We start from the raw sequence: 20,393 nt of genomic DNA on the forward strand, positions 1-20,393 counted from the left end.
TGTCTTTTTTAAATAAATAGTACTTTGATAACTAAAAATTCTGTTGTTTTTCAGTTGACATACTACCGCAGGTCTTTCAAAATAAAAGATATATTTAAAGGCATGCGCCAATAAATCAAAATGAATCTAGATAAAAATGATCAGACATCACGAAGTCTATACAAGGAGCTGAAGCTGATTAAATCGTAGCAAATGTAAGATTTGGTGTAAACGCTTTATTGAATTCGAAAAGACTTTCTCAATATGAAATGGCTCTAATACAGATTACACATGAAAATAAAATATCGATTAGAGAGGAAAGGGCTTCTTGGAGTTAAATTTGAGAAAAAATTGTATGAGGTCAATTTGTAATAGCGTAGCAAGATAATGAAATTTCATGTAAAATAATAGTAAAAATATGTAAGGGAGGGAGTAATGTGGATGTGTTTTTGAATATTGCCGAAGAAAAAATTCGACAAGCAATACGGAATGGAGACCTTGATCATATTCCGGGAAAAGGAAAACCACTACAATTAGAAGACCTTTCAATGGTACCTCCAGAATTTAGAATGAGTTATAAAATTTTAAAAAACGCGGGCATGATTCCACCAGAAATGGAACTGCAAAAAGATATATTAAAAATAGAGGATTTAATTGCTTGCTGTTATGATGAAGAAGAGAGAAAAAAATTAAAAGAAGAGTTAACGGCAAAAACGCTACGTTTTCAGCAAGTAATGGAAAAAAGAAAGATTAAAGATAGTTCAGCATTTCGTATGTATCAAGATAAAGTATTTCATAAACTACGTTAAGAGGGATAAGATGAAAAACTTTGAAACAATAGAAGAATTAGTAACATATATTGAAGAACAACAAGTAGTACTTCTGTTTATTAAAACGGAAAATTGTGGTGTTTGTGATGTCATGTTAAGGAAAGTAAATTACGTATTAGAGAATTATGATTACGTAGAGAAAATAGAGATATTACTGCAAGACATGCAAGAGGTTGCAGGGCGATATGCAGTATTTACTGGACCGACAATTTTATTATTTCATAATGGAAAAGAGATTCTTCGTGAATCGCGCTTCATTTCGCTTGAAAATCTAGAGAGAACCATTCAATTATTCGAGGAATAAGGGAGGTTTTTATATGGAATTTATTATTTTCATACTATTATTTGTTGTAGTTGTAACAATCTTAACAGCAGTTCGATCAAACAAAAAGAAGGTAAATCTTACAAAACAAAATAACATTCATAACTCATCTAACAACTCATCACCATTATTTTTCTTTGCGGGATCTGATAATGATAGCTCGCATGGAGGTTCACATGATTGTGGAGGGTCTTCTGGTGGAGATAGTGGAGGCAGCTGCGATGGTGGCGGAGGTGGCGGTGATTGATGAAAATGCGCCTTATATAGGCGTATTTCTTTTTAAACAAACGTTTAATTAGTTGGCTTACATATGCATAAAAACAGTTAAACAAACGTTTGTTTAAATATTTTTAATATACTAAGGGGAATGGAAATGAAAAGGGAGCCGAAAGTGAAAAACAAGGGGAAAGTAATGTTATTTTTATTAGCTGCGGGAGGCGTATTTCTTGTTAAATTAGGAGTTAAAATTGGAATTATACACATGATTCGAACGTGGTTTGAGAGTATGTTTTCTTAAATAAGGAATATAGCCTCTTGTAATAGAGGTTTTTAATTTGTTATTATTAGACTGAACGGTCGGTTTAAAGAGGTGTGAATATGAGAAGAAGTGCAGAAGAGATAAAGAAAGAAATTGCATATAAAGCAGAAAGTCTGTTTTCACAGAAGGGCTATGCAGCTACATCTATGGAAGAGATTTGTGAAATTACAGAACGAAGTAAAGGAAGTATTTATTATCACTTTAAAAGTAAAGAAGAATTATTTTTATTTGTGGTAAAACAGCATACGTATGATTGGCTTGAAAAATGGAATGAAAAAGAGAAGTCGTATAGTACGAATACTGAAAAATTATATGGTCTCGCGGAATATCATGTAGAGGACATACAGCAACCAATTTCAAATGCAATAGAGGAATTCTCTATGAGCCAAGTTGTAAGTAAAGAGATTTTGGATGAACTATTAGCTTTAACTAGAGAATCATATGTTATGTTTGAGAAACTAATTGAAGCAGGCATACAGTCTGGAGAGTTTCGTGAAGATAATACGCGCGATCTTATGTATATTGTGAATGGATTATTATCAGGGCTTGGAGTACTTTACTACGAGTTAGATTATAAAGAGTTGAAACGTATTTATAAAAAGGCAATAGATGTATTGTTAAAAGGAATGGCAGCTGAATAATAAGTCAGTTGCTTTTCTATAAAATAAATTAGACCGAACGGTCGGTTTATGAAAGGGGAATGAAAATGAACGCTTTATTTAAAAACCGAGCATTTATGCTCGTTATGGCGTCTGATATTTTACAACAATTTGCAATTTGGATCAGAAATATGGCCCTTCTATATTTCATAATGGAGCGAACGAATAATGATCCAGTTTCCGTTTCATTGTTATCGGTTATGGAATATGCACCTATTTTTATTTTCTCATTTATCGGTGGTGCGCTAGCTGATCGCTGGAATCCGAAAAGAACAATGGTCGCTGGAGATGTATTAAGTGTAATGTCTATTATAGGAATTGTCCTGTTGTTAAAACTGGATTATTGGCAGGCTATATTTTTTGCAACACTCATTTCCGCGATTGTAGGCCAGTTCTCTCAGCCATCATCTTCGCGTATATTTAAGCGCTACGTAAAGGAAGAACAGGTAGCGAATGCGATTGCATTTAACCAAACATTACAGTCATTATTTATGATTTTTGGACCAGTGGTAGGATCACTTGTGTATACACAACTTGGTTTATTTACGTCACTATATAGCTTAATCATTTTATTTTTGTTATCTGCTATCGCTCTTTCATTTTTACCGAAATGGGTTGAACAAGAGCAAGTGGCGAGAGATTCATTAAAAAATGATATAAAAGAAGGGTGGAAATACGTTCTTCATACGAAAAATTTACGTATGATTACAATTACTTTCACCATTATAGGCTTAGCTGTTGGATTAACAACGCCATTAGAAGTGTTTCTTGTAATAGAACGCCTTGGAATGGAAAAGGAAGCAGTTCAATATTTAGCTGCAGCTGATGGAATAGGTATGTTAATTGGTGGTATTGTTGCTGCGATTTTCGCTTCAAAAGTGAACCCGAAAAAAATGTTCGTATTCGGTATGGGCATATTAGCGATGTCATTTTTAGTAGAAGGGCTATCTACATCATTTTGGATTACTAGTTTCATGAGATTTGGAACAGGTATTTGTTTAGCCTGTGTTAATATCGTTGTCGGTACGCTTATGATTCAACTTGTATCAGAAAATATGGTTGGAAGAGTAAATGGGACGATTTTACCGCTGTTTATGGGAGCTATGCTAATTGGTACTGCTTTAGCTGGAGGATTAAAGGAAATGACATCACTAGTTATTGTGTTTTGTATAGCAATGGCACTTATTTTATTAGCAATAGGGCCAGTTCTACGCATGCAAATAAAGAAAGAAGATGTCACTAATAAAGAGGAACTAACAAATTCGTTAGCGTCGAAATAACTATTGTAAGGGAGCAGAAGTGCTCCCTTTTTCTTTGGCGAACTTTTGACAACTATATGAGCCAATTATATACTGATGATGTAAAAACGATTTTACAGGTTAGGAGAAATGGTGTGAAAAATCAAATCTATGAATTACGCACTGAAAATAATATTTCACAAGGCGCATTAGCTGATAAATGTAAGGTTTCTAGACAAACGATAAATGCAATTGAGAATAATAAATATGATCCAAGCTTAGCGTTAGCTTTTCGTTTAGCGGAAGTATTAGGAACAACTGTTGATAAACTATTTTTGTACAAGCAGTAGGGGGAGTAGTTGTTGAGGAAAGAAAAGATAAGCCTTTTCGTTACTATATTAGTTGCTATAGGTACGTTAGTGTATGCACTTTACTATTGGTTAACTGAACTTCAAGTAAACTGGTATGCACTATTTATTTGTAGCATCGCGTTACATTATCTATTTAAAAGTTTGGCATCACATAGCGTCGAAGGGGATACTGAGGAGAAAGATGATTTAGAAAAACATGTATTAAAAACAAGTGCCAATGTTACATATTATGTACTCGTTGTATTAATTTTTGGCTTGTTTTTCGCATCGGTAGTGTTTAATAGATGGATTGATTTTCATAACATACCGTTATTGTTTGCGTTATGTGCTGCGATAGTTGTAAAGCCGGCTGTTGAGTTTTTAATTGTAAGACGTTATAGATAAAAAAGATCCTCTTCTTGCATGAAGAGGATCTTTTTCTTATAGCGTTTTAGTTTTCGGATTAGGTGGTGTAACGGATGTATTATTTTCAGGGACCTTAGTTAATAAAAATCCACCGATAATAAACAACACAATAATACTAAGAACACCAGCATTTGTTTTTCCTGTTAATTGCGTTGTAACACCGACTAATACTGGACCCATAATCGCGGCAAATTTGCCAAATATATTATAAAATCCAAAAAATTCATTTGCAGATTCTTTAGGTACTAGTTTTGCAAAATTGGAACGACTAAGTGCTTGAATCCCGCCCTGAGAAGTAGCAACTAACATTGCTAAAATCCAGAAATCGAGTGTCGTTTTTAAGAAATAAGCATATATGCAGATAATGATGTAAATAATAATACCGACATATAGCATTTTTTTACCGGTAAATGTCTCCGATAGTTTTCCGTACAATAAAGCGAATGGACAAGCTACAATTTGTGTGACGAATAATATGATTAATAGATTTGTTGCACTAATACCGAGGTCTGTTCCGTAAGCGGTGGACATAGTAATAATTGTATCGACCCCATCAATATAGAAAAAGTAAGCAATTAAGAACATAAAGACCGTTTTATATTCTTTAATATTTTTAAAAGTATCAGCAAGGCGTTTGAAGCTCATTGTAATTGGTCTTGGGTGACGTTCAATATAGTGCGTTTGTTCTACGTTTTTTAGCATTGGAATTGTAAATAATCCCCACCAAAGAGCTGTGATCGCAAATGAAATTTGACTAGCAATGCCGACTGATAAAGGGATAGTTCCTTTTTGAGCAAGAATGATAAGAGCAATACAACCGATAAATGGAATAGTACTCCCAATATAGCCTAAAGCGAAACCTCTTGTAGAAATTCGATCCATTCTATCTTCAGAAGTGACATCTACTAAAAATGCATCATAAAAAATGTTTGCTCCAGCAAAACCGACTAATGCGAGCATATAGCATCCTAGTAATAAGTACCACTGAGATGTTGGAACGACTGCTAGCATACTTGTAAATACGATACCGAGTCCAAAGAAGAATGTGAAAAATCGTTTTTTAAATCCTTTATAATCAGCAACTGTGCCGAGAATAGGAGCAAGTATAGAAATTAAAAGTGTTGCGAACGAGTTTGCATATCCCCAATATGCTGTTGAAGTTGCACCAGATAACCCAGCTTCTTTTGCAGCTGCTTTAAAGTAAATTGGGAATAATGCGGTTGTAATGACGAGCGAATATACGGAGTTCGCCCAATCGTATAATATCCAGCTTTTTTCTTGTCTGGACATTTTTTTCATATAATGTTCCCCCTCAAATTTGTTCTACTAACAGTGTACAAAAATAAAAATTATAAAAAGAGAAACAATGATGAATTTTACATAACTTTTACATATATACACAGTTCTTTACAATTGGAGTAAATCCTCTACAATTGATCCGTCTGTTTCACCTAAGTGTAAACCGAGTAGTCTAGCGATAGTTGGGCCTTCATCAATAAGTCTCATATACGGTATGGTAATGCCGCTTTTTATTCCTTTCCCAGCAGCTATAAAAATTGTTTCATAGTTAGGTTTTGTTGGAGAGTATCCATGCGTACCAAATGTATATTTTTTACTAGGCGTAACATCTTTTTCAGTAATTTCTTTTATAAAATCTCCTGTATAGTTTTCAGTGAAATAATACCCTTCTCGTGCTTCCAACATAAATAAACAATTGCCATCTGCACCGCATTCCTTCGCATCCTCATCATGAAGTATAAATTCAATACCGTTTTGTTTATTTTGAAGCAGTTCTTCAAGGAGTAGTTGTACTTCTCGAATTGTATCGGTATCGTTTTTGTCTTTCACATATACATAGGCGGACCCATCGCAACTTTGGCAATAAGCATTCCAGTCTACTAATTTTCCTTTTGAATTTATAGAGATAAGCCCTTTTTGATGAAATAGTACATTTAATTGAATGGCTTTGTTTTCACTTAAAGCGCTATGATCACCAAGAGCGATAATAGTGCTCTCTTCGTATAGTCCACTGTCTTTTAAAGCTTGAATAATTTTCCCTAGTCGCTCATCATGTCTATGAATTGCGGCTATTGTTTCTTTTGATTCAAAGCCGTGATAGTGTCTTTGGGTGTCTAAATCGGTGAAATGTACAAACATGACATTAGGCTTTTTCGTCTGGATTGTATGCACAGCAGAAGCAAGTACGAAATCATCGAGTTCAGGTTGTGACACTCCATTTCGTATATGGCCGAAACGACGATTTAAATCTAATTGATATAGCGGGCTACCGCTAAATAATGAAACTAAAACTTGATTTTGCCACGGTCTATTTGGAAAGATTTCTGGTAAATTGTAATCAATATTTGCTCTGCCGGTAACAGGCCATAGAAGGGCAGCTGTCGTTAAATTTGCTTTATGTGCTTCATCATATAACGTTTTTCCTTGTATTGATTTTCGGTACTAATGCCAATCGGGTGATTCACGTCCAGGTTGAAGTAACGTATTGCTAACAACACCATGTTTATTAGGGTAATTACCAGTTACGATTGTTGAGTGACTTGGGTATGTTACAGAAGGATAAATTGGTTCTACTTTTTCGACAACCGTACCCTTTTTGATTAGAGATTGGAAGTGAGGTAATTTTTGTAGTATAGGAAAATCTAAAGCTGATAAACAGTCGAATGATAAAATGATGACACGATTCGTTAATGCTTTATCCATAAAGTAATCCTCCTAATTATATAAAACCTATTACTATATACTACTATTAATGCCTAGTAATAAAAATATGTTTTTAAATAAAATTTATTATTTATTTTCAGAAAAGTTGAACATATTATAAGTATAAGGGAATCTATGGAAGGAGGGAATGGTATGGACTGGTTAGATGGATTTGGTATATTTTACATCATTGGCGGAATCACGATTATCCTTGTATTTGCTATTTCGTATTTACTAAAGAAACGGTTTCCAGACAAGCAGTTCGATATTATATTTGCACTTAGTCTAATACTTCTTTGTTTAGCATCCTTTCCTGTTACAATGATGGTTATTGGTGGATGGGAAGGAATGGGGTATGGGTTTATTGGTTTCTTCGTCCTACTTGGTACACTTATTGGTATGATTGCACATCAACTTTTAAAAATATCACGAAAAAGCTACGTATAAAACTGTAAAAAATGAAAAGAATATATAAAAATAAGAAAATTCACTCTTGTTTTGAAGTGAAATTTATATTATGATATTCAACAAATTTATTTTGTTATAACGATGAAAAAGGACTAGTATATGTTCAACCTTTTTAGCAGAGAGAGAATCCGTCAGGCTGAAAGATTCTTAAAAAGACAACATGGAACCTACCTTTGCGTTCTGCATATGCAGCGGGAATTTCCCGTTATCAAAAAGAGAGCATGCACAATTTTGTGCATGAATCAGGGTGGTAACGCCGGCAAAGCTCGGTCCCTATTTAGGGACGCGGGCTTTTTTGTATTTTCTAGAAGGAGGAAGACTGACTATGGCAAAAGAACAAGTACAAGCGATTACGAAGATGGAAGAGGACTTTGCACAGTGGTACACAGATATTGTAAAAAAAGCAGAACTTGTTGATTATTCAAGTGTAAAAGGATGTATGATTCTACGCCCGTACGGCTATGCCTTATGGGAAAATATGCAGAAAGTTATGGATGAGAAGTTAAAAGCAACCGGTCATGAAAATGTGTATATGCCAATGTTTATCCCAGAGAGCTTATTACAAAAAGAGAAGGATCATGTAGAAGGATTTGCTCCTGAAGTAGCATGGGTGACACATGGCGGGAATGAAAAGTTAGCAGAAAGACTTTGTATACGCCCTACATCTGAAACTTTATTCTGTGAGCACTTTTCAAAAATTGTGCAATCCTATAATGATTTGCCAAAGCTATATAATCAGTGGTGTTCAGTAGTTCGTTGGGAAAAGACAACGAGGCCATTTCTTCGCACAACGGAATTCTTATGGCAAGAGGGTCATACAATTCATGAAACAGCAGAAGAATCTCAAGCTGAAACATTAAATATTTTAAATCTATATGCTTCTTTCTGTGAAGACTATTTAGCGATACCGGTAATTAAAGGACAAAAAACAGAAAAAGAAAAATTTGCGGGAGCAAAGGCAACTTATACGATTGAAAGCTTAATGCATGATGGGAAAGCACTTCAAACAGGAACATCCCATAACTTTGGAACGAATTTCTCTGAAGCATTTGATATTAAATTTTTAGATCGTACCGGTAAGTGGCAATATGTACACCAAACATCTTGGGGCGTATCAACGAGAATGATAGGTGGACTGATTATGGTTCATAGTGATAATAATGGGCTTGTAATGCCTCCTAAAGTTGCACCAGTGCAAGTTGTTATTGTACCGATTGCTCAGCATAAAGAAGGAGTTTTGGCGAAAGCGCTAGAGTTACAAGGACATATTCAAAAGATTGCACGAGTAAAAATAGATGCTAGTAATAAAACACCAGGTTGGAAATTTAATGAGTATGAAATGAAAGGTATTCCAATTCGATTAGAAGTTGGTCCTAAAGATATTGAAAAGAATCAAGTTGTACTCGTAAGAAGAGATACGAAAGAAAAAGAGTTTATATCAATGGATCAATTAGAAGAACGCATTCCAGCACTACTTGAGGAAATTCATAACTCTTTATTTAATAAAGCAAAAGTATTTCGTGATGAAAATACGTATAGTGTGACGAAGTTTGAAGAGATGAAAAAATTAGCTGATGAAAAGCAAGGATTTATTAAGGCGATGTGGTGCGGGGAACTAGCTTGTGAAGAGAAATTAAAAGAAGAAGTCGGAGTATCTTCTCGCTGTATGCCTTTTGAGCAAGAGCATTTAGCTGACGAATGTATTTGTTGTGGTAAAGAAGCGAAACAAATGGTGTATTGGGGAAAAGCGTATTAATGCTCTTTTGGATAGGAAGGATGAAAAGGACTTTAGGCTGCATAATAAAATGCAATCCAAAGTCCTTTTTAGTTTTACAATTTGTTTCATGTATTTTTAAGATGGAAGGATATGTTTTTATTTTGCGTTTTTACGGCGAATGAATAGTAACATACCAATTAGGAATGTTGAAAGTCCCATTAAAATAGATGCAGGATAATGTGTTGCAGTATTCGGTAACTTATCGCCTTGTTTTTTCGCGTTATCTTTTACGTTACCACCTTGAGGGCCATTTCCTCCTTGAGAACTGCTATCGCCTTTACCACGGTTACCTCCATGAGAGTCATTTCCCCCTTGAGAACTGCTATCGCCTTTACCACGATTGCCGCTAGAGCCATTGCCGCCAGAACCGTTGCCGCCAGAGCCGTTGTCGCCAGAGCCGTTGTCGCCAGAGCCATTGCCGCCAGAGCCATTGCCGCCAGAGCTGTTGTCGCCAGAGCCACTGCCGCCAGAGCCGTTGCCACCAGAACCATTACCGCCGGAACCACTGCCATCAGAACCGCTACCGCCGGAACCATTGCCACCAGAACCACTGCCATCAGAACCGCTACCGCTAGAGCCATTGCCACCAGAACCGTTACCGCCGGAACCATTGCCACCAGAACCATTGCCATCAGAACCGTTACCGCTAGAGCCATTGCCACCAGAACCGTTACCGCCGGAACCATTGCCACCAGAGCCGTTGCCACCAGAACCACTGCCATCAGAACCGTTACCGCCGGAACCATTGCCACCAGAACCACTGCCATCAGAACCGCTACCGCTAGAGCCATTGCCACCAGAGCCGTTGCCACCAGAACCACTGCCATCAGAACCGCTACCGCTAGAGCCATTGCCACCAGAGCCGTTGCCATCAGAACCATTGCCACCAGAACCATTGCCATCAGGGCCGTTGCCGCCAGAACCATTGCCACCAGAACCACTATCGTCCTGAGAACCACCGTTTCCTGGTGGTTTATTATTATCTTTTGAGTTACCTTCTGCGAAATGATCGTTATTTTGTACAATCGCATTTGTTACTGGAGAGAAGTTTTCTGTTGCTGCATTACCAATATTTAAACCACTAAAAAAAGATAAAGAAAGAGTTGATGCTAAAATAAAAATTTTCGTCATTGATTTCCTCCTGAAAAATTAATATTCCATCTAAAATACATCCCTTTGTAATATTTCATAGGAAAAAGAGTTTTATACAAAAAAATCTATATATAGAAAAAGGTGGTGTATTTCTAAAGAGAGAAAAGAGTTAGTGTAAATTCTTTATAATAGTAGAGTAGTGGGAATTTCACACACATTACAGTAGAGGAAGTGACAGCAGATGAAAGAGTATATTGCATTTGATATTGGTGGTACACACATTAAATATGGAATTGTTTCAGAAACAGGAACAGTACTAAAGCATAAAACAGTTCTAACAGAAATTCATTTGGGCGGAGAACAAATCATTCAAAAACTCATTCTTTTATCAAAAAAATTAATGGGGGAACATAAGGTTTGGGGAATTGGTATTAGTACGGCGGGAATTGTTGACGTTAATAAAGGGGTGGTGACGGGAGGTGTGGATCATATTCCGGGCTATAGTATGATTCCTATTATGAATAGATTGCAAGAGGTATTAAAAGTTCCTGTATCCATTGATAATGATGTGAATTGTGCAGCGTTTGGAGAAAAGTGGAATGGTAGTGGAAGAGAGAAAGGAAATTTTATTATGTTCACCCTTGGAACTGGTATTGGAGGAGCAATTTTTATAGATGGAGAGTTATATAGAGGGCATTCGTTTAGTGCTGGTGAATGGGGAAATATGTTAATAGAAGGAAAGCCGTTTGAAGAGGTCGCTTCCATTTCAGGGTTAATTCATCTTGTCCGAAAATATAAAGGAGAAGGTGATTGGAATGGGAAAACGATTTTCGAACTGTATGATAAAGGAGATAGGGAAGTTACGCAAGCAGTTGAGGTATTCTTTAAACATTTAGCGATTGGAATTAGTAACCTTGCTTATATTTTCAATCCAGAAATGATTGTTATAGGTGGCGGAATTACTGATAGAGGAAATCAGTTCTTAAAAGAAGTAAAAGAAGAGGTAGAAAAATATTTACAAAAAGAGATTTATAATAATTGTGAGATTGAACTTGCACAAAACGGTAATTGTGCAGGAATGATTGGTGCTATTTACCACTTCTTACATCATCATAAGTAAATTATATGAATGTTTTCATATAACTGAGAATTTATCCTTTTTATCACTAGGTAAATAATGCTACAATATAAGAGGAGAATACAATATTTTCCGTATTGGAAAATGCTTTGTAGAAAGGAAGAAACTGCATGCCTATTATTTTAGAAAAAGGTCAAAAGATCGATTTAACGAAAGGACAACCCAAAGTAGCAAAACTACAGGTTGGCTTAGGCTGGGATCCAATTGGGCAATCAGGTGGGTTTCTGTCTTCATTATTTGGAAGTAAACCAAATGTAGATTGTGATGCATCAGTTGTTATGTTAGAAGAAGATCGTTTTTTAAACAAAAACGATTTAGTTTACTTCGGAAACAAGCTTTCTACTTGTGGTAGTATTATTCATTCAGGAGATAATTTAACAGGCGAAGGCGCTGGTGATGACGAAACAATTTTCGTAGAATTACATAAAGTTCCGAGCCGTATTAATCGTTTAGTATTCGTTGTAAATATTTATGACTGTGTAAATCGTCGTCAAGATTTCGGGATGATTCGTAATGCATATATTCGTATTCAAAACCCGCAAACTGGCGAAGAATTCGCACGCTATAATTTATCGGATAATTATGCTGGCAAAACGACTCTAATTGCAGGTGAAATGTATCGCCACGGAAGTGAATGGAAGTTTTCAGCTGTTGGAGAAGGAACACAAGATAAAAACTTAAGTGAGATTGTATCACGTTATCAATAATATAAACCGAGGAGGAATTGTATATGGCATCAATTTCATTGAAAAAAGGACAAAAGGTAGACTTAACAAAAACGAATCCAGGTCTTTCAAAAGTTCTTGTAGGACTTGGTTGGGATACAAATCGTTATGATGGACAAGCTGATTTTGATTTAGATGTTAGTATCTTTTTAGTAGGTGCTAACGGTAAAGTTTCAGGAGCAGAAGATTTTGTTTTCTATAATAACCCAAAAGGTGCGAATGGTGCTGTAGAACATTTAGGAGATAACCGAACTGGCGAAGGTGAAGGCGATGATGAATCTATCAAAGTAGATTTGAAAAATGTACCTGCACATATCGAACGTATTTGTTTCACAATTACAATTTACGATGGAGAAGGTCGTAGCCAAAACTTTGGTCAAGTTTCTAACTCTTTCGTACGTATTTTAGATGAAGAAAAGAATGCAGAGTTAATTCGTTACGATTTAGGAGAAGATTTCTCTATTGAAACAGCTGTTGTAGTAGGTGAACTATACCGCCATGCAGGTGACTGGAAGTTCAATGCAATCGGAAGTGGATTCCAAGGTGGATTAGCGTCTCTATGTAATAACTTTGGTTTAGACGTAGAGTAATAGAGTTATATATCCATCCGTAAATATGTATTTACGGATGGATATATTCTTTAAGATTAAAATATAGAGGTGAATATAAATGGCTATTCAGTTACAAAAAGGACAAAAGATTGATTTAGGTAAGACGAGTCCTGGTTTAACAAAAGCGGTAATTGGTCTTGGCTGGGATATTAAATCTTACGACGGTGGATCAGATTTCGATTTAGATGCATCAGCATTCCTATTAGATGCGAACGGAAAATGTACAAAGGAAACTGATTTTATCTTCTATAATAATTTACAGTCTCCTTGTGGATCTGTTCTACATACAGGAGATAACCGCACAGGTGAAGGTGAAGGTGACGATGAACAACTTGTTGTGGACTTAAAGAAAGTTCCAGCAGATGTGCACAAAATTGCTATTACAGTTACAATTTATGATGCAGAAGGCCGTAGTCAAAACTTTGGACAAGTAGGAAATGCGTTCGTTCGTTTAGCGAATGAAGAAACGAATGAAGAAGTTCTTCGTTTTGATTTAGGGGAAGATTTCTCCATCGAAACAGCAGTTGTCTTTTGTGAATTATACCGTCATAATGGACAGTGGAAGTTTAATGCAGTAGGAAGCGGATTCCAAGGTGGCTTAGGTGCGCTTGTAAGAGCGTATGGCTTGGATGCATAGGAAGGAAACGATATTCGTTTCCTTTTTTTGACCTTTCTATAAATCTAGCAAAGAATAGGGGATAAAGGTAAGATGAGTATTTTGCAAGGAATCCTTGATACGTATGCTCAATTTTTCGACTTGGACATGTGGATTAAAGTGTTGCAGGATCCAGTATCTTGGGGATTAATAGGTACACTTGTTGTACTTGAAGGATTGTTATCTGCTGATAACGCACTTGTATTAGCGGTAATGGTAAAACACCTTCCGGAAGAAAAACGTAAAAAAGCATTATTCTATGGACTTATTGGAGCTTATGTATTTCGATTTATCGCAATTGGAATTGGAATGTTCTTAATTAAATTAGCATGGGTAAAAGTGTTAGGTGCACTTTACTTAGCATGGCTTTCAGTTAAATACTTTATTGATAAACGAAAAGGTAATGCAGAAGAAGAGGAAGCTCATGGTATGAACCAAAACAGTGTTCTCTTCAGAATGTTTGGTGTCTTCTGGGGAACAGTTGCGATGGTTGAATTAATGGATATCGCATTCTCTGTAGATAGCGTACTTGCTGCATTTGGTGTATCAAATGAAGTTTGGATTCTATTATTAGGTGGAATGCTCGGTATTTTAATGATGCGCGGTATCGCTGGTGTATTCTTAAAATTGTTAGAGCGTATTCCAGAACTTGAAACGACAGCATATATTTTAATTTTAATTATCGCAGCAAAAATGTTATTGTCTGTCATTCATATTGAAATAAGCCATACAGTGTTCTTCATTATTTTAGTTGTAGCATTTGGAGCAACATTTATACTTCACTACATGAAGAATTCTGGACAAGCTAAAGAAGAAGTTGCAGCTACTAAAGAAGACAATAAATAATTGAAATGGGTTTGCTCGTTTTACGAGCGCCCATTTTTTATAGACAGAAATAGTTTATAATAGAAGAAAGACTTAGAAAAAGTAAATGTTTTTGGAGGTGAACTGTTGTGTTTTCACGTTTTACACTTCAACCATATGCATTAAAAGATGAATCAGATTTAAAGCAATTTGAAACGCTTTTAGAAAAACGTCCACAATATGAGCTGACAGAGAATGAGATGAAATTTAGTTATATAGCATGTCGAATCCTTGGCGTTCCTAATGATGTAGATGAATATTTCAATGAACTATTTGATTATAGTGAAGCGAAAGGAATTGAAGTTTTACATGAACAAAATTTAAATAAAGTAATCGATTCGGAAAAACTTCGTCATATTCAAGAAGTGTTCGGATTACATCAAGAAGCACCAAATGGTCTAACAGTAAATAGGCTAGTGGCACACTTATCTGGGAAACAACTTTTGCCGAAAGTAGATAATCCTGATTTACAACATTATATACATACGACATTTATTTCTGTATTGAAATTATATGAGAAACAACATAATCAATCTTTAAAGACAGAAGGCTTTCGTCGTTTCTTAATCGACATGATTAAATTAAGCGAAAATTACGTAGCGAAGTGGTTCTCTACGATTAACTATAAGAAACAAATGCCGCGTATTGTTTGGTACGGTGATGCACAGGAAAGCCGTATATATTTCTTATACTTTCTTATTATGCTCGGCTGCGATGTACTTTATTATCACCCAGAAGGAAAAGATGGATTTGAGAATGTCGATGAAGAGGGAAGGACATTTATTATGTCTCATCCAGGCCGTATTGCTCTTGAACCATTTCCAGATCGCCGCCGTGAGCGTGTGGCAACAGTAGCGTATCAAGCTTCAAAAGAAATTGAGCAAGTACTTCACCACGATAATTCACTGCTGTACAAGCCATGGCAATTCCGTTCCTATACGCCTGTAGCTCGTACATTAAAAACAACATATGATGAACTCTTTTTAATTACGAAAGAAAAGGCGTTTGTACGCCCGACATTCTTTGTTGAAAATAAACACATTTATATCCCTTCTTTATTTGCGAAAATATCAGGTGTTTCAAAGAATGATAAAGAGTATTTTCAACGATTAAAGGCTGTTACATCATTTGATAACAGTTTATTAATTAATACATTTCCGTTTACGAAAGAACAAAAAGCAAATTTCCAATACCATTATCGAGATGCATTAGACCGTGGGGGAAAATTGCATCCAGATTTAATTATGAACAGTCATTGGTGGCCACACAAACGATTGCCAGAAGGATTACAACATGGTATTGCAGAAGCGATTATCCATACGTGTGAAAGCGAAATGTGTAAACCAATTGCAAAAGAGACGAAACAAGATGTAGCGCTATATGTTTTCGCGCAACTTTCTCAAATACCACCGAATATTTTAGAACAGCTTGAGAAATTTGATTATTCACAAGATGTACCGAAAATTGTTATATTTAATAATGAGAAGAGTGGAGAGTTAACTCGTTCTGATGCTGTTTTATTACTATTTTTAAATCAAATTGGAGTAGATGTATTCCATTTCAATCCAACGGGAAGAAACGATATTGAACCATATATTGAAGCGGGGGCATTTGATTCACATTGGCTTGAAGAAGTTAATTTCGATCTTGAGTTTCATGGTTCATCAGCCTATAAAAATTTATCACAAACAATAAAAGGACTATTTCGTCCATTTTTATAAGGAAAGGGAGAATACCATATGAATAACCCAGTCGTACTAGATTCGAAAACAGAATTAAATGAGCAAACAGCACAAGATGTTCGCTTGCAACTTAGACAAGATGCGGATGTACAACGTATTTATAATGCGGTAGATATTAAAGATCAATTAGAATTAATTGAACTTGGAAAAGAACCTTCTATGGAAATTTCACGTTTTGCTGATCAAATTTTACATACAATGTCATTATCAAAGATAGAAGATTCTGGTGAATTATTAAAACAGCTTGGTAAAATTATGGACCGATTCGATAGCAAAGACTTTGCGGAAGAGAAAAGCGGTTTCTTCTCACGTATGTTCAAAAAAGCGGATAAAATGATTGAACAAATCTTTAGCAAATATCAAACGATGGGCCGTGAAATTGATAAAGTGTATGTGGAAATTACAAAGTATCAAGATGAAATGAAAAAATCAATTGGTACGTTAGATGGTTTATATGAGCAAAACTTAAAATATTATTTAGACTTAGAAAAATACGTAGTAGCAGGAGAAATGTTATTAGAGCGTTTAAATACAGAGTTAGTTCCGATGTATGAAGAGCGTGTACGTAATAATGATCAATTAGCAGGTATTGAATTAGAGTCGCTTAAAAACTCTGTTGAAATTTTAGAACAGCGTATTGATGATTTAGAAAAAGCACGTATGGTTGCGTTACTTACAGCACCACAAATTCGTATGATTCAACGTGGTAATAATAAATTAATTGGTAAAATCAATACAGCATTTATTACAACGATCCCTATCTTTAAAAATGGTATCATTCAAGCGGTAAATGCGAAGCGTCAAAAGCTTGTTGCAGATTCTATGGCTGAACTGGATCGCCGTACAAATGAATTACTTAAGAAAAATGCACAAAATATCGCGACGCAAAGTGTGGAAGTAGCGAGGTTATCAGGTTCTTCTAGTATTAAGATGGAAACACTTGAGGAAACTTGGAACATTATTTCAAGAGGTATGCAAGAAACACAACAAATTGAAGAACAAAATAAACGTGAGCGTGAAGAAAGCCGCAAACGTATGGCTACATTAACAGAGAACATTAAAAAAGAATTACAAGGATAAAGTGAAACTTTAATCAGTGGGGTAAACGAAAAGGCAATGAGGAATAGTCCTCATTGCCTTTTAGTTTTTCTTCACTAATTTAATGATTTCATTCACAACAAGCGGAATGATACTTAATAAGAGAACAAATCCCCAATCTCGCATCGTTAATGCATGCACACCGAATATATTTGCAAGGGGCGGAATGGAGATGATACAAACTTGCATAAGAACACCGATAAGAAGGGAGAAGACTAAATATTTATTTGTAAAAATCCCAATTGAAAAGATCGATTTCGTTCTTGAACGCAAGCTAAATGAATGAACGAGCTGAGAAAAACTAAGAACGACAAATGCCATCGTTTGAGCGTGTAATAGAGCATCCTCATCAATTTGCTCTGGGAAAAGAGGGAATAGATGTGTATCTCCAGTATAGAACTTTGCTCCGGCGATAAAGGCTATTAGCGTCAAAAGGCCAATGACAACCCCATTGAAAATAAGGAAAGGAACGCTACCACTAAATAAGCTTTCTTTCGCATGTCGTGGTTTTTCCTTCATCACATCAGGATCTTCAGGATCAACCCCAAGTGATAATGCAGGCAGCGTATCTGTAATTAAATTCACCCACAAAATGTGAATAGGTCGTAGTGGTGTTGCCCAGCCGAGTAAAATGGCTAAAAATAAAGTGATAATTTCTCCGAAGTTACAAGAGAGTAGGAAGAGAATTGATTTTTTTATGTTACGATAAATGTTTCTACCTTCCTCAACAGCTTTCACGATAGATGAGAAATTATCATCTGTTAATACGACATCCGCTGCCCCTTTTGCAACATCTGTTCCTGTAATGCCCATCGCTACGCCAACATCTGCTTGTTTTAAAGATGGAGCGTCATTGACGCCATCACCAGTCATAGAAACGATATTGCCTTTTGCACGTAATGCTTTTACGATCTTTACTTTATGTTCTGGAGAGACCCTAGCGAATACATGTAAGCAATCAATTTTGTTTGCTAGTTCTGTATCTGAAATGTTGTCTAATTCAGTTCCAATCATAATTTCAGATATTTCTTCAGCGATGCCAAGTTCTTTAGCAATTGCAAAGGCGGTATCTTTATGGTCACCAGTAATCATAACTGTGCGAATACCGGCTTTTTTACATTCTGTAATTGAATCTTTTACTTCAGTTCGCGGTGGATCAATCATACCGACAAGACCAATAAAGATGAGATTTTCTTCGAGATGATCTATATCCACATCGTTTGAATTGTATTGTTTAAATGCGAATGAAAGTACTCTTAAAGCTTCTTGAGACATTGACCCAGCGGCTTCTAATATTTGATCTTTATCAGCATCTGTTAGAACCTCGATTTTACCGTTTTTAAATATGTGGGTACATTGAGGTAAGAGTTTATCGATAGCACCTTTCGTCATGCTATAGTAGCTTTCATCATATGTATGCACGGTTGACATCATTTTACGATCTGAATCAAAAGGTAGCTCATTTACACGTTCATGTATTTTTTCTAAATGATCTTTTTGCATATTAAAGGTGCTCCCGGCAACGAGAAGAGCAATTTCAGTCGGGTCTCCCGTTTGTGAGTCATTATTGTAAGATGCATCATTACATAGCACCATATTTTCTAACAATAGACGTTGCACATCATTATTTACGTTTAAATTTTCTAATTGATCGTATGTGTTATCACTATAAAAGTGAGTAACGGTCATTTTATTTTGTGTTAACGTACCTGTTTTATCTGAACAAATAATTGTGACAGAACCGAGAGCTTCAACAGCTGGTAGTTTCCGAATGATAACATTTTGTTTAATCATACGCTGCACACCAATTGCAAGAACGATGGAAACGATAGCTGGCAAACCTTCTGGAATAGCTGCAACGGCTAAACTAATTGCAGTCATAAACATTTCTAGTGTATCTCGTCCTTGTAAAAAGCCGATGAGAAACATCACGATACAAATAGCTACAGCAACAAAGCCTAAATACTTTCCGACTTGTGCTAAGCTTTTTTGAAGTGGTGTCATATCATCGTCTGCTTCATGTAACAAGGTAGCAATCTTACCAATTTGTGAGTTCATTCCAGTTTCAACAGCAACACCAACGCCTCGTCCATATGTAACAAGAGTAGACATAAAGGCCATATTCTTTTGATCACCGAGTGGTACTTGTTCATCACTTTGCATGGAAGGGTGGTAGATTGCATCTTTATCAACAGGGACAGATTCACCAGTTAGAGCAGATTCTTCAACTTTTAAATTTGCGGTTTCGATCAGGCGTAAATCGCATGGGATATATCGTCCGGCGTCGAGCATAACGATATCACCTGGAACGACGTGCTCAGATGGAATTTCTTTTAGTTCACCATCTCGCTTGACGATAGCTTTAGGTGTCGCCATCTTTTTCAATGCCTCTAAAGCTTGTTCTGCTTTCGATTCTTGGACGACACCGATAACAGCATTTAAAACTACAACGAGCGCAATAATACTTGCATCAGCCCATTCACCTACAAAGGCTGAAATAAGGGCAGCAATAATAAGGACATATACGAGGACGTCATTAATTTGGGCGAAAATACGCTGCCATAAAGTGCGTTTTTGTTTTGTAGCTAATTCATTAGAACCGTATTGCTTTAAACGTCCATTTACAATTTCTTCTGTTAAACCGTGTTGTTCGTTTGTTTCTAGGTCGATTAATGTTTGATCTTTCGTCTTACTGTACCAATTGCTCATAAGTAAGCACCTCCAGTAAAAACAGTTAGCAATGGTAGTGTTGCTATTATTTGTGAGTAGTATGTATGGAGAAAAAATCTAAGGTGAGGTTCTACTTCTATTGTACAATATTTTACAGTTGATTGAGGGAAAGAGAAGAGTTGTCATGAATTTGTTGGAAGTAAAAAAGAGCCTCATAAACGAGGCTCCTTTACTTTTTAATTAATGTACCTAATTCTTCTGTAATAGCTTGCATTTCACTAATGCTGAATGTTTCACGTTTCATAACATGCTCATAAATGTCACGTAAGTCTTCGTACATTTCTTCATTAAAGCTAGCAGCTCTCATCGCTCCAGCATTAACCATACGTAATTTTTCTTTAATAGCTTCAACCATATATTCAACGTTTTCTTCTGACTTTACGGATAAATCCACCGAAGTGTCCCCCTTTAAAATAACATAAGGCTATCT

General features: G+C 36.0%; 21 protein-coding genes, 1 pseudogene and 1 other annotated feature. Of the genes and pseudogenes, 17 read left to right on the forward strand and 5 right to left on the reverse strand.

Annotated elements, in window-relative coordinates:
- Positions 1-416: 416 nt before the first annotated feature.
- From PDQ33_RS07440 to PDQ33_RS07475, 8 genes are all read left to right on the forward strand, one after another.
- The gene (locus PDQ33_RS07440; RefSeq protein ID WP_061131253.1) at positions 417-788 is read left to right on the forward strand and encodes a J-domain-containing protein; all 372 of its coding nucleotides are present in this window, start codon (positions 417-419) and stop codon (positions 786-788) included.
- 10 nt (positions 789-798) lie between these two features.
- A complete protein-coding gene (locus PDQ33_RS07445; protein ID WP_061131252.1) occupies positions 799-1,113 on the forward strand; it encodes a thioredoxin family protein in 315 nt (104 codons plus the stop codon).
- Positions 1,114-1,126: 13 nt separating this feature from the next.
- A complete protein-coding gene (locus PDQ33_RS07450) occupies positions 1,127-1,378 on the forward strand; it encodes a hypothetical protein (RefSeq protein WP_000394355.1) in 252 nt (83 codons plus the stop codon).
- 126 nt (positions 1,379-1,504) lie between these two features.
- Positions 1,505-1,648, forward strand: coding sequence for a hypothetical protein (locus tag PDQ33_RS07455; protein ID WP_000817978.1), 144 nt, complete (start codon positions 1,505-1,507; stop codon positions 1,646-1,648).
- A gap of 80 nt (positions 1,649-1,728) precedes the next feature.
- Positions 1,729-2,310, forward strand: coding sequence for a TetR/AcrR family transcriptional regulator (locus tag PDQ33_RS07460; protein ID WP_001254445.1), 582 nt, complete (start codon positions 1,729-1,731; stop codon positions 2,308-2,310).
- Positions 2,311-2,375: 65 nt separating this feature from the next.
- On the forward strand, positions 2,376-3,608 hold the full coding sequence (locus PDQ33_RS07465) for an MFS transporter (protein WP_046199038.1): 1,233 nt from the start codon (positions 2,376-2,378) through the stop codon (positions 3,606-3,608).
- 56 nt (positions 3,609-3,664) lie between these two features.
- Positions 3,665-3,916 carry a helix-turn-helix transcriptional regulator gene (locus PDQ33_RS07470; RefSeq protein ID WP_001996603.1) on the forward strand — a complete coding sequence of 84 codons (252 nt, stop codon included), beginning with the start codon at positions 3,665-3,667 and terminating at the stop codon, positions 3,914-3,916.
- Between the two features lie 12 nt (positions 3,917-3,928).
- On the forward strand, positions 3,929-4,321 hold the full coding sequence (locus PDQ33_RS07475) for a hypothetical protein (RefSeq protein ID WP_270755252.1): 393 nt from the start codon (positions 3,929-3,931) through the stop codon (positions 4,319-4,321).
- A gap of 36 nt (positions 4,322-4,357) precedes the next feature.
- Here the strand turns inward: PDQ33_RS07475 and PDQ33_RS07480 are convergent, their stop codons facing one another.
- Complete coding sequence (locus PDQ33_RS07480; RefSeq protein ID WP_270755254.1) at positions 4,358-5,641, reverse strand: MFS transporter; 1,284 nt, start codon at positions 5,639-5,641, stop codon at positions 4,358-4,360.
- 108 nt (positions 5,642-5,749) lie between these two features.
- Positions 5,750-7,063: pseudogene (locus PDQ33_RS07485) on the reverse strand (alkaline phosphatase family protein).
- A gap of 153 nt (positions 7,064-7,216) precedes the next feature.
- Between PDQ33_RS07485 and PDQ33_RS07490 the strand changes: the two are divergent.
- Positions 7,217-7,510 carry a YesK-like family protein gene (locus PDQ33_RS07490; RefSeq protein ID WP_000383851.1) on the forward strand — a complete coding sequence of 98 codons (294 nt, stop codon included), beginning with the start codon at positions 7,217-7,219 and terminating at the stop codon, positions 7,508-7,510.
- Between the two features lie 93 nt (positions 7,511-7,603).
- Positions 7,604-7,809, forward strand: a binding site (T-box leader).
- A 47-nt stretch (positions 7,810-7,856) separates the two neighbouring features.
- Complete coding sequence (gene proS, locus PDQ33_RS07495) at positions 7,857-9,287, forward strand: proline--tRNA ligase (RefSeq protein ID WP_061131249.1); 1,431 nt, start codon at positions 7,857-7,859, stop codon at positions 9,285-9,287.
- A gap of 117 nt (positions 9,288-9,404) precedes the next feature.
- On the opposite strand, the gene PDQ33_RS07500 is transcribed toward proS, so the two are convergent.
- A complete protein-coding gene (locus PDQ33_RS07500; protein WP_270406377.1) occupies positions 9,405-10,439 on the reverse strand; it encodes an LPXTG cell wall anchor domain-containing protein in 1,035 nt (344 codons plus the stop codon).
- 202 nt (positions 10,440-10,641) lie between these two features.
- On the opposite strand from PDQ33_RS07500, the gene PDQ33_RS07505 reads away from it, so the two are divergent.
- From PDQ33_RS07505 to PDQ33_RS07535, 7 genes are all read left to right on the forward strand, one after another.
- Positions 10,642-11,520 carry an ROK family protein gene (locus PDQ33_RS07505; protein WP_000666104.1) on the forward strand — a complete coding sequence of 293 codons (879 nt, stop codon included), beginning with the start codon at positions 10,642-10,644 and terminating at the stop codon, positions 11,518-11,520.
- Positions 11,521-11,648: 128 nt separating this feature from the next.
- Entirely contained in the window at positions 11,649-12,245 is a 597-nt protein-coding gene (locus PDQ33_RS07510) for a TerD family protein (RefSeq protein ID WP_001121580.1), read from the forward strand.
- A 23-nt stretch (positions 12,246-12,268) separates the two neighbouring features.
- Positions 12,269-12,853, forward strand: a complete 585-nt coding sequence (locus PDQ33_RS07515) for a TerD family protein (RefSeq protein ID WP_000146722.1) — start codon at positions 12,269-12,271, stop codon at positions 12,851-12,853.
- A 79-nt stretch (positions 12,854-12,932) separates the two neighbouring features.
- The gene (locus tag PDQ33_RS07520; protein ID WP_001007533.1) at positions 12,933-13,511 is read left to right on the forward strand and encodes a TerD family protein; all 579 of its coding nucleotides are present in this window, start codon (positions 12,933-12,935) and stop codon (positions 13,509-13,511) included.
- Positions 13,512-13,583: 72 nt separating this feature from the next.
- The gene (locus PDQ33_RS07525; RefSeq protein ID WP_000025699.1) at positions 13,584-14,375 is read left to right on the forward strand and encodes a TerC family protein; all 792 of its coding nucleotides are present in this window, start codon (positions 13,584-13,586) and stop codon (positions 14,373-14,375) included.
- Positions 14,376-14,482: 107 nt separating this feature from the next.
- The gene (locus PDQ33_RS07530) at positions 14,483-16,114 is read left to right on the forward strand and encodes a YceG family protein (protein WP_000492873.1); all 1,632 of its coding nucleotides are present in this window, start codon (positions 14,483-14,485) and stop codon (positions 16,112-16,114) included.
- 18 nt (positions 16,115-16,132) lie between these two features.
- A complete protein-coding gene (locus tag PDQ33_RS07535) occupies positions 16,133-17,215 on the forward strand; it encodes a toxic anion resistance protein (RefSeq protein ID WP_001064413.1) in 1,083 nt (360 codons plus the stop codon).
- 60 nt (positions 17,216-17,275) lie between these two features.
- On the opposite strand, the gene PDQ33_RS07540 is transcribed toward PDQ33_RS07535, so the two are convergent.
- On the reverse strand, positions 17,276-19,942 hold the full coding sequence (locus tag PDQ33_RS07540) for a cation-translocating P-type ATPase (RefSeq protein ID WP_270392599.1): 2,667 nt from the start codon (positions 19,940-19,942) through the stop codon (positions 17,276-17,278).
- A gap of 190 nt (positions 19,943-20,132) precedes the next feature.
- A complete protein-coding gene (locus PDQ33_RS07545; protein WP_000366197.1) occupies positions 20,133-20,357 on the reverse strand; it encodes a DUF1128 domain-containing protein in 225 nt (74 codons plus the stop codon).
- Between the last annotated feature and the right edge of the window lie 36 nt (positions 20,358-20,393).

Source organism: Bacillus cereus group sp. Bc031, from assembly GCF_027716265.1.
GTDB classification, from domain to species: domain Bacteria; phylum Bacillota; class Bacilli; order Bacillales; family Bacillaceae_G; genus Bacillus_A; species Bacillus_A paranthracis.

What these genes read in the sequence shown, in the direction of transcription:
- PDQ33_RS07445 (WP_061131252.1), top strand. Translation starts at nt 799, where the DNA reads ATGAAAAACTTTGAAACAATAGAAGAATTAGTAACATATATTGAAGAA.
- PDQ33_RS07450 (WP_000394355.1), top strand. Translation starts at nt 1,127, where the DNA reads ATGGAATTTATTATTTTCATACTATTATTTGTTGTAGTTGTAACAATC.
- PDQ33_RS07455 (WP_000817978.1), top strand. Translation starts at nt 1,505, where the DNA reads ATGAAAAGGGAGCCGAAAGTGAAAAACAAGGGGAAAGTAATGTTATTT.
- PDQ33_RS07460 (WP_001254445.1), top strand. Translation starts at nt 1,729, where the DNA reads ATGAGAAGAAGTGCAGAAGAGATAAAGAAAGAAATTGCATATAAAGCA.
- PDQ33_RS07465 (WP_046199038.1), top strand. Translation starts at nt 2,376, where the DNA reads ATGAACGCTTTATTTAAAAACCGAGCATTTATGCTCGTTATGGCGTCT.
- PDQ33_RS07470 (WP_001996603.1), top strand. Translation starts at nt 3,665, where the DNA reads ATGAGCCAATTATATACTGATGATGTAAAAACGATTTTACAGGTTAGG.
- PDQ33_RS07480 (WP_270755254.1), bottom strand. Translation starts at nt 5,641, where the DNA reads ATGAAAAAAATGTCCAGACAAGAAAAAAGCTGGATATTATACGATTGG.
- PDQ33_RS07490 (WP_000383851.1), top strand. Translation starts at nt 7,217, where the DNA reads ATGGACTGGTTAGATGGATTTGGTATATTTTACATCATTGGCGGAATC.
- proS (WP_061131249.1), top strand. Translation starts at nt 7,857, where the DNA reads ATGGCAAAAGAACAAGTACAAGCGATTACGAAGATGGAAGAGGACTTT.
- PDQ33_RS07500 (WP_270406377.1), bottom strand. Translation starts at nt 10,439, where the DNA reads ATGACGAAAATTTTTATTTTAGCATCAACTCTTTCTTTATCTTTTTTT.
- PDQ33_RS07505 (WP_000666104.1), top strand. Translation starts at nt 10,642, where the DNA reads ATGAAAGAGTATATTGCATTTGATATTGGTGGTACACACATTAAATAT.
- PDQ33_RS07510 (WP_001121580.1), top strand. Translation starts at nt 11,649, where the DNA reads ATGCCTATTATTTTAGAAAAAGGTCAAAAGATCGATTTAACGAAAGGA.
- PDQ33_RS07515 (WP_000146722.1), top strand. Translation starts at nt 12,269, where the DNA reads ATGGCATCAATTTCATTGAAAAAAGGACAAAAGGTAGACTTAACAAAA.
- PDQ33_RS07520 (WP_001007533.1), top strand. Translation starts at nt 12,933, where the DNA reads ATGGCTATTCAGTTACAAAAAGGACAAAAGATTGATTTAGGTAAGACG.
- PDQ33_RS07525 (WP_000025699.1), top strand. Translation starts at nt 13,584, where the DNA reads ATGAGTATTTTGCAAGGAATCCTTGATACGTATGCTCAATTTTTCGAC.
- PDQ33_RS07535 (WP_001064413.1), top strand. Translation starts at nt 16,133, where the DNA reads ATGAATAACCCAGTCGTACTAGATTCGAAAACAGAATTAAATGAGCAA.
- PDQ33_RS07540 (WP_270392599.1), bottom strand. Translation starts at nt 19,942, where the DNA reads ATGAGCAATTGGTACAGTAAGACGAAAGATCAAACATTAATCGACCTA.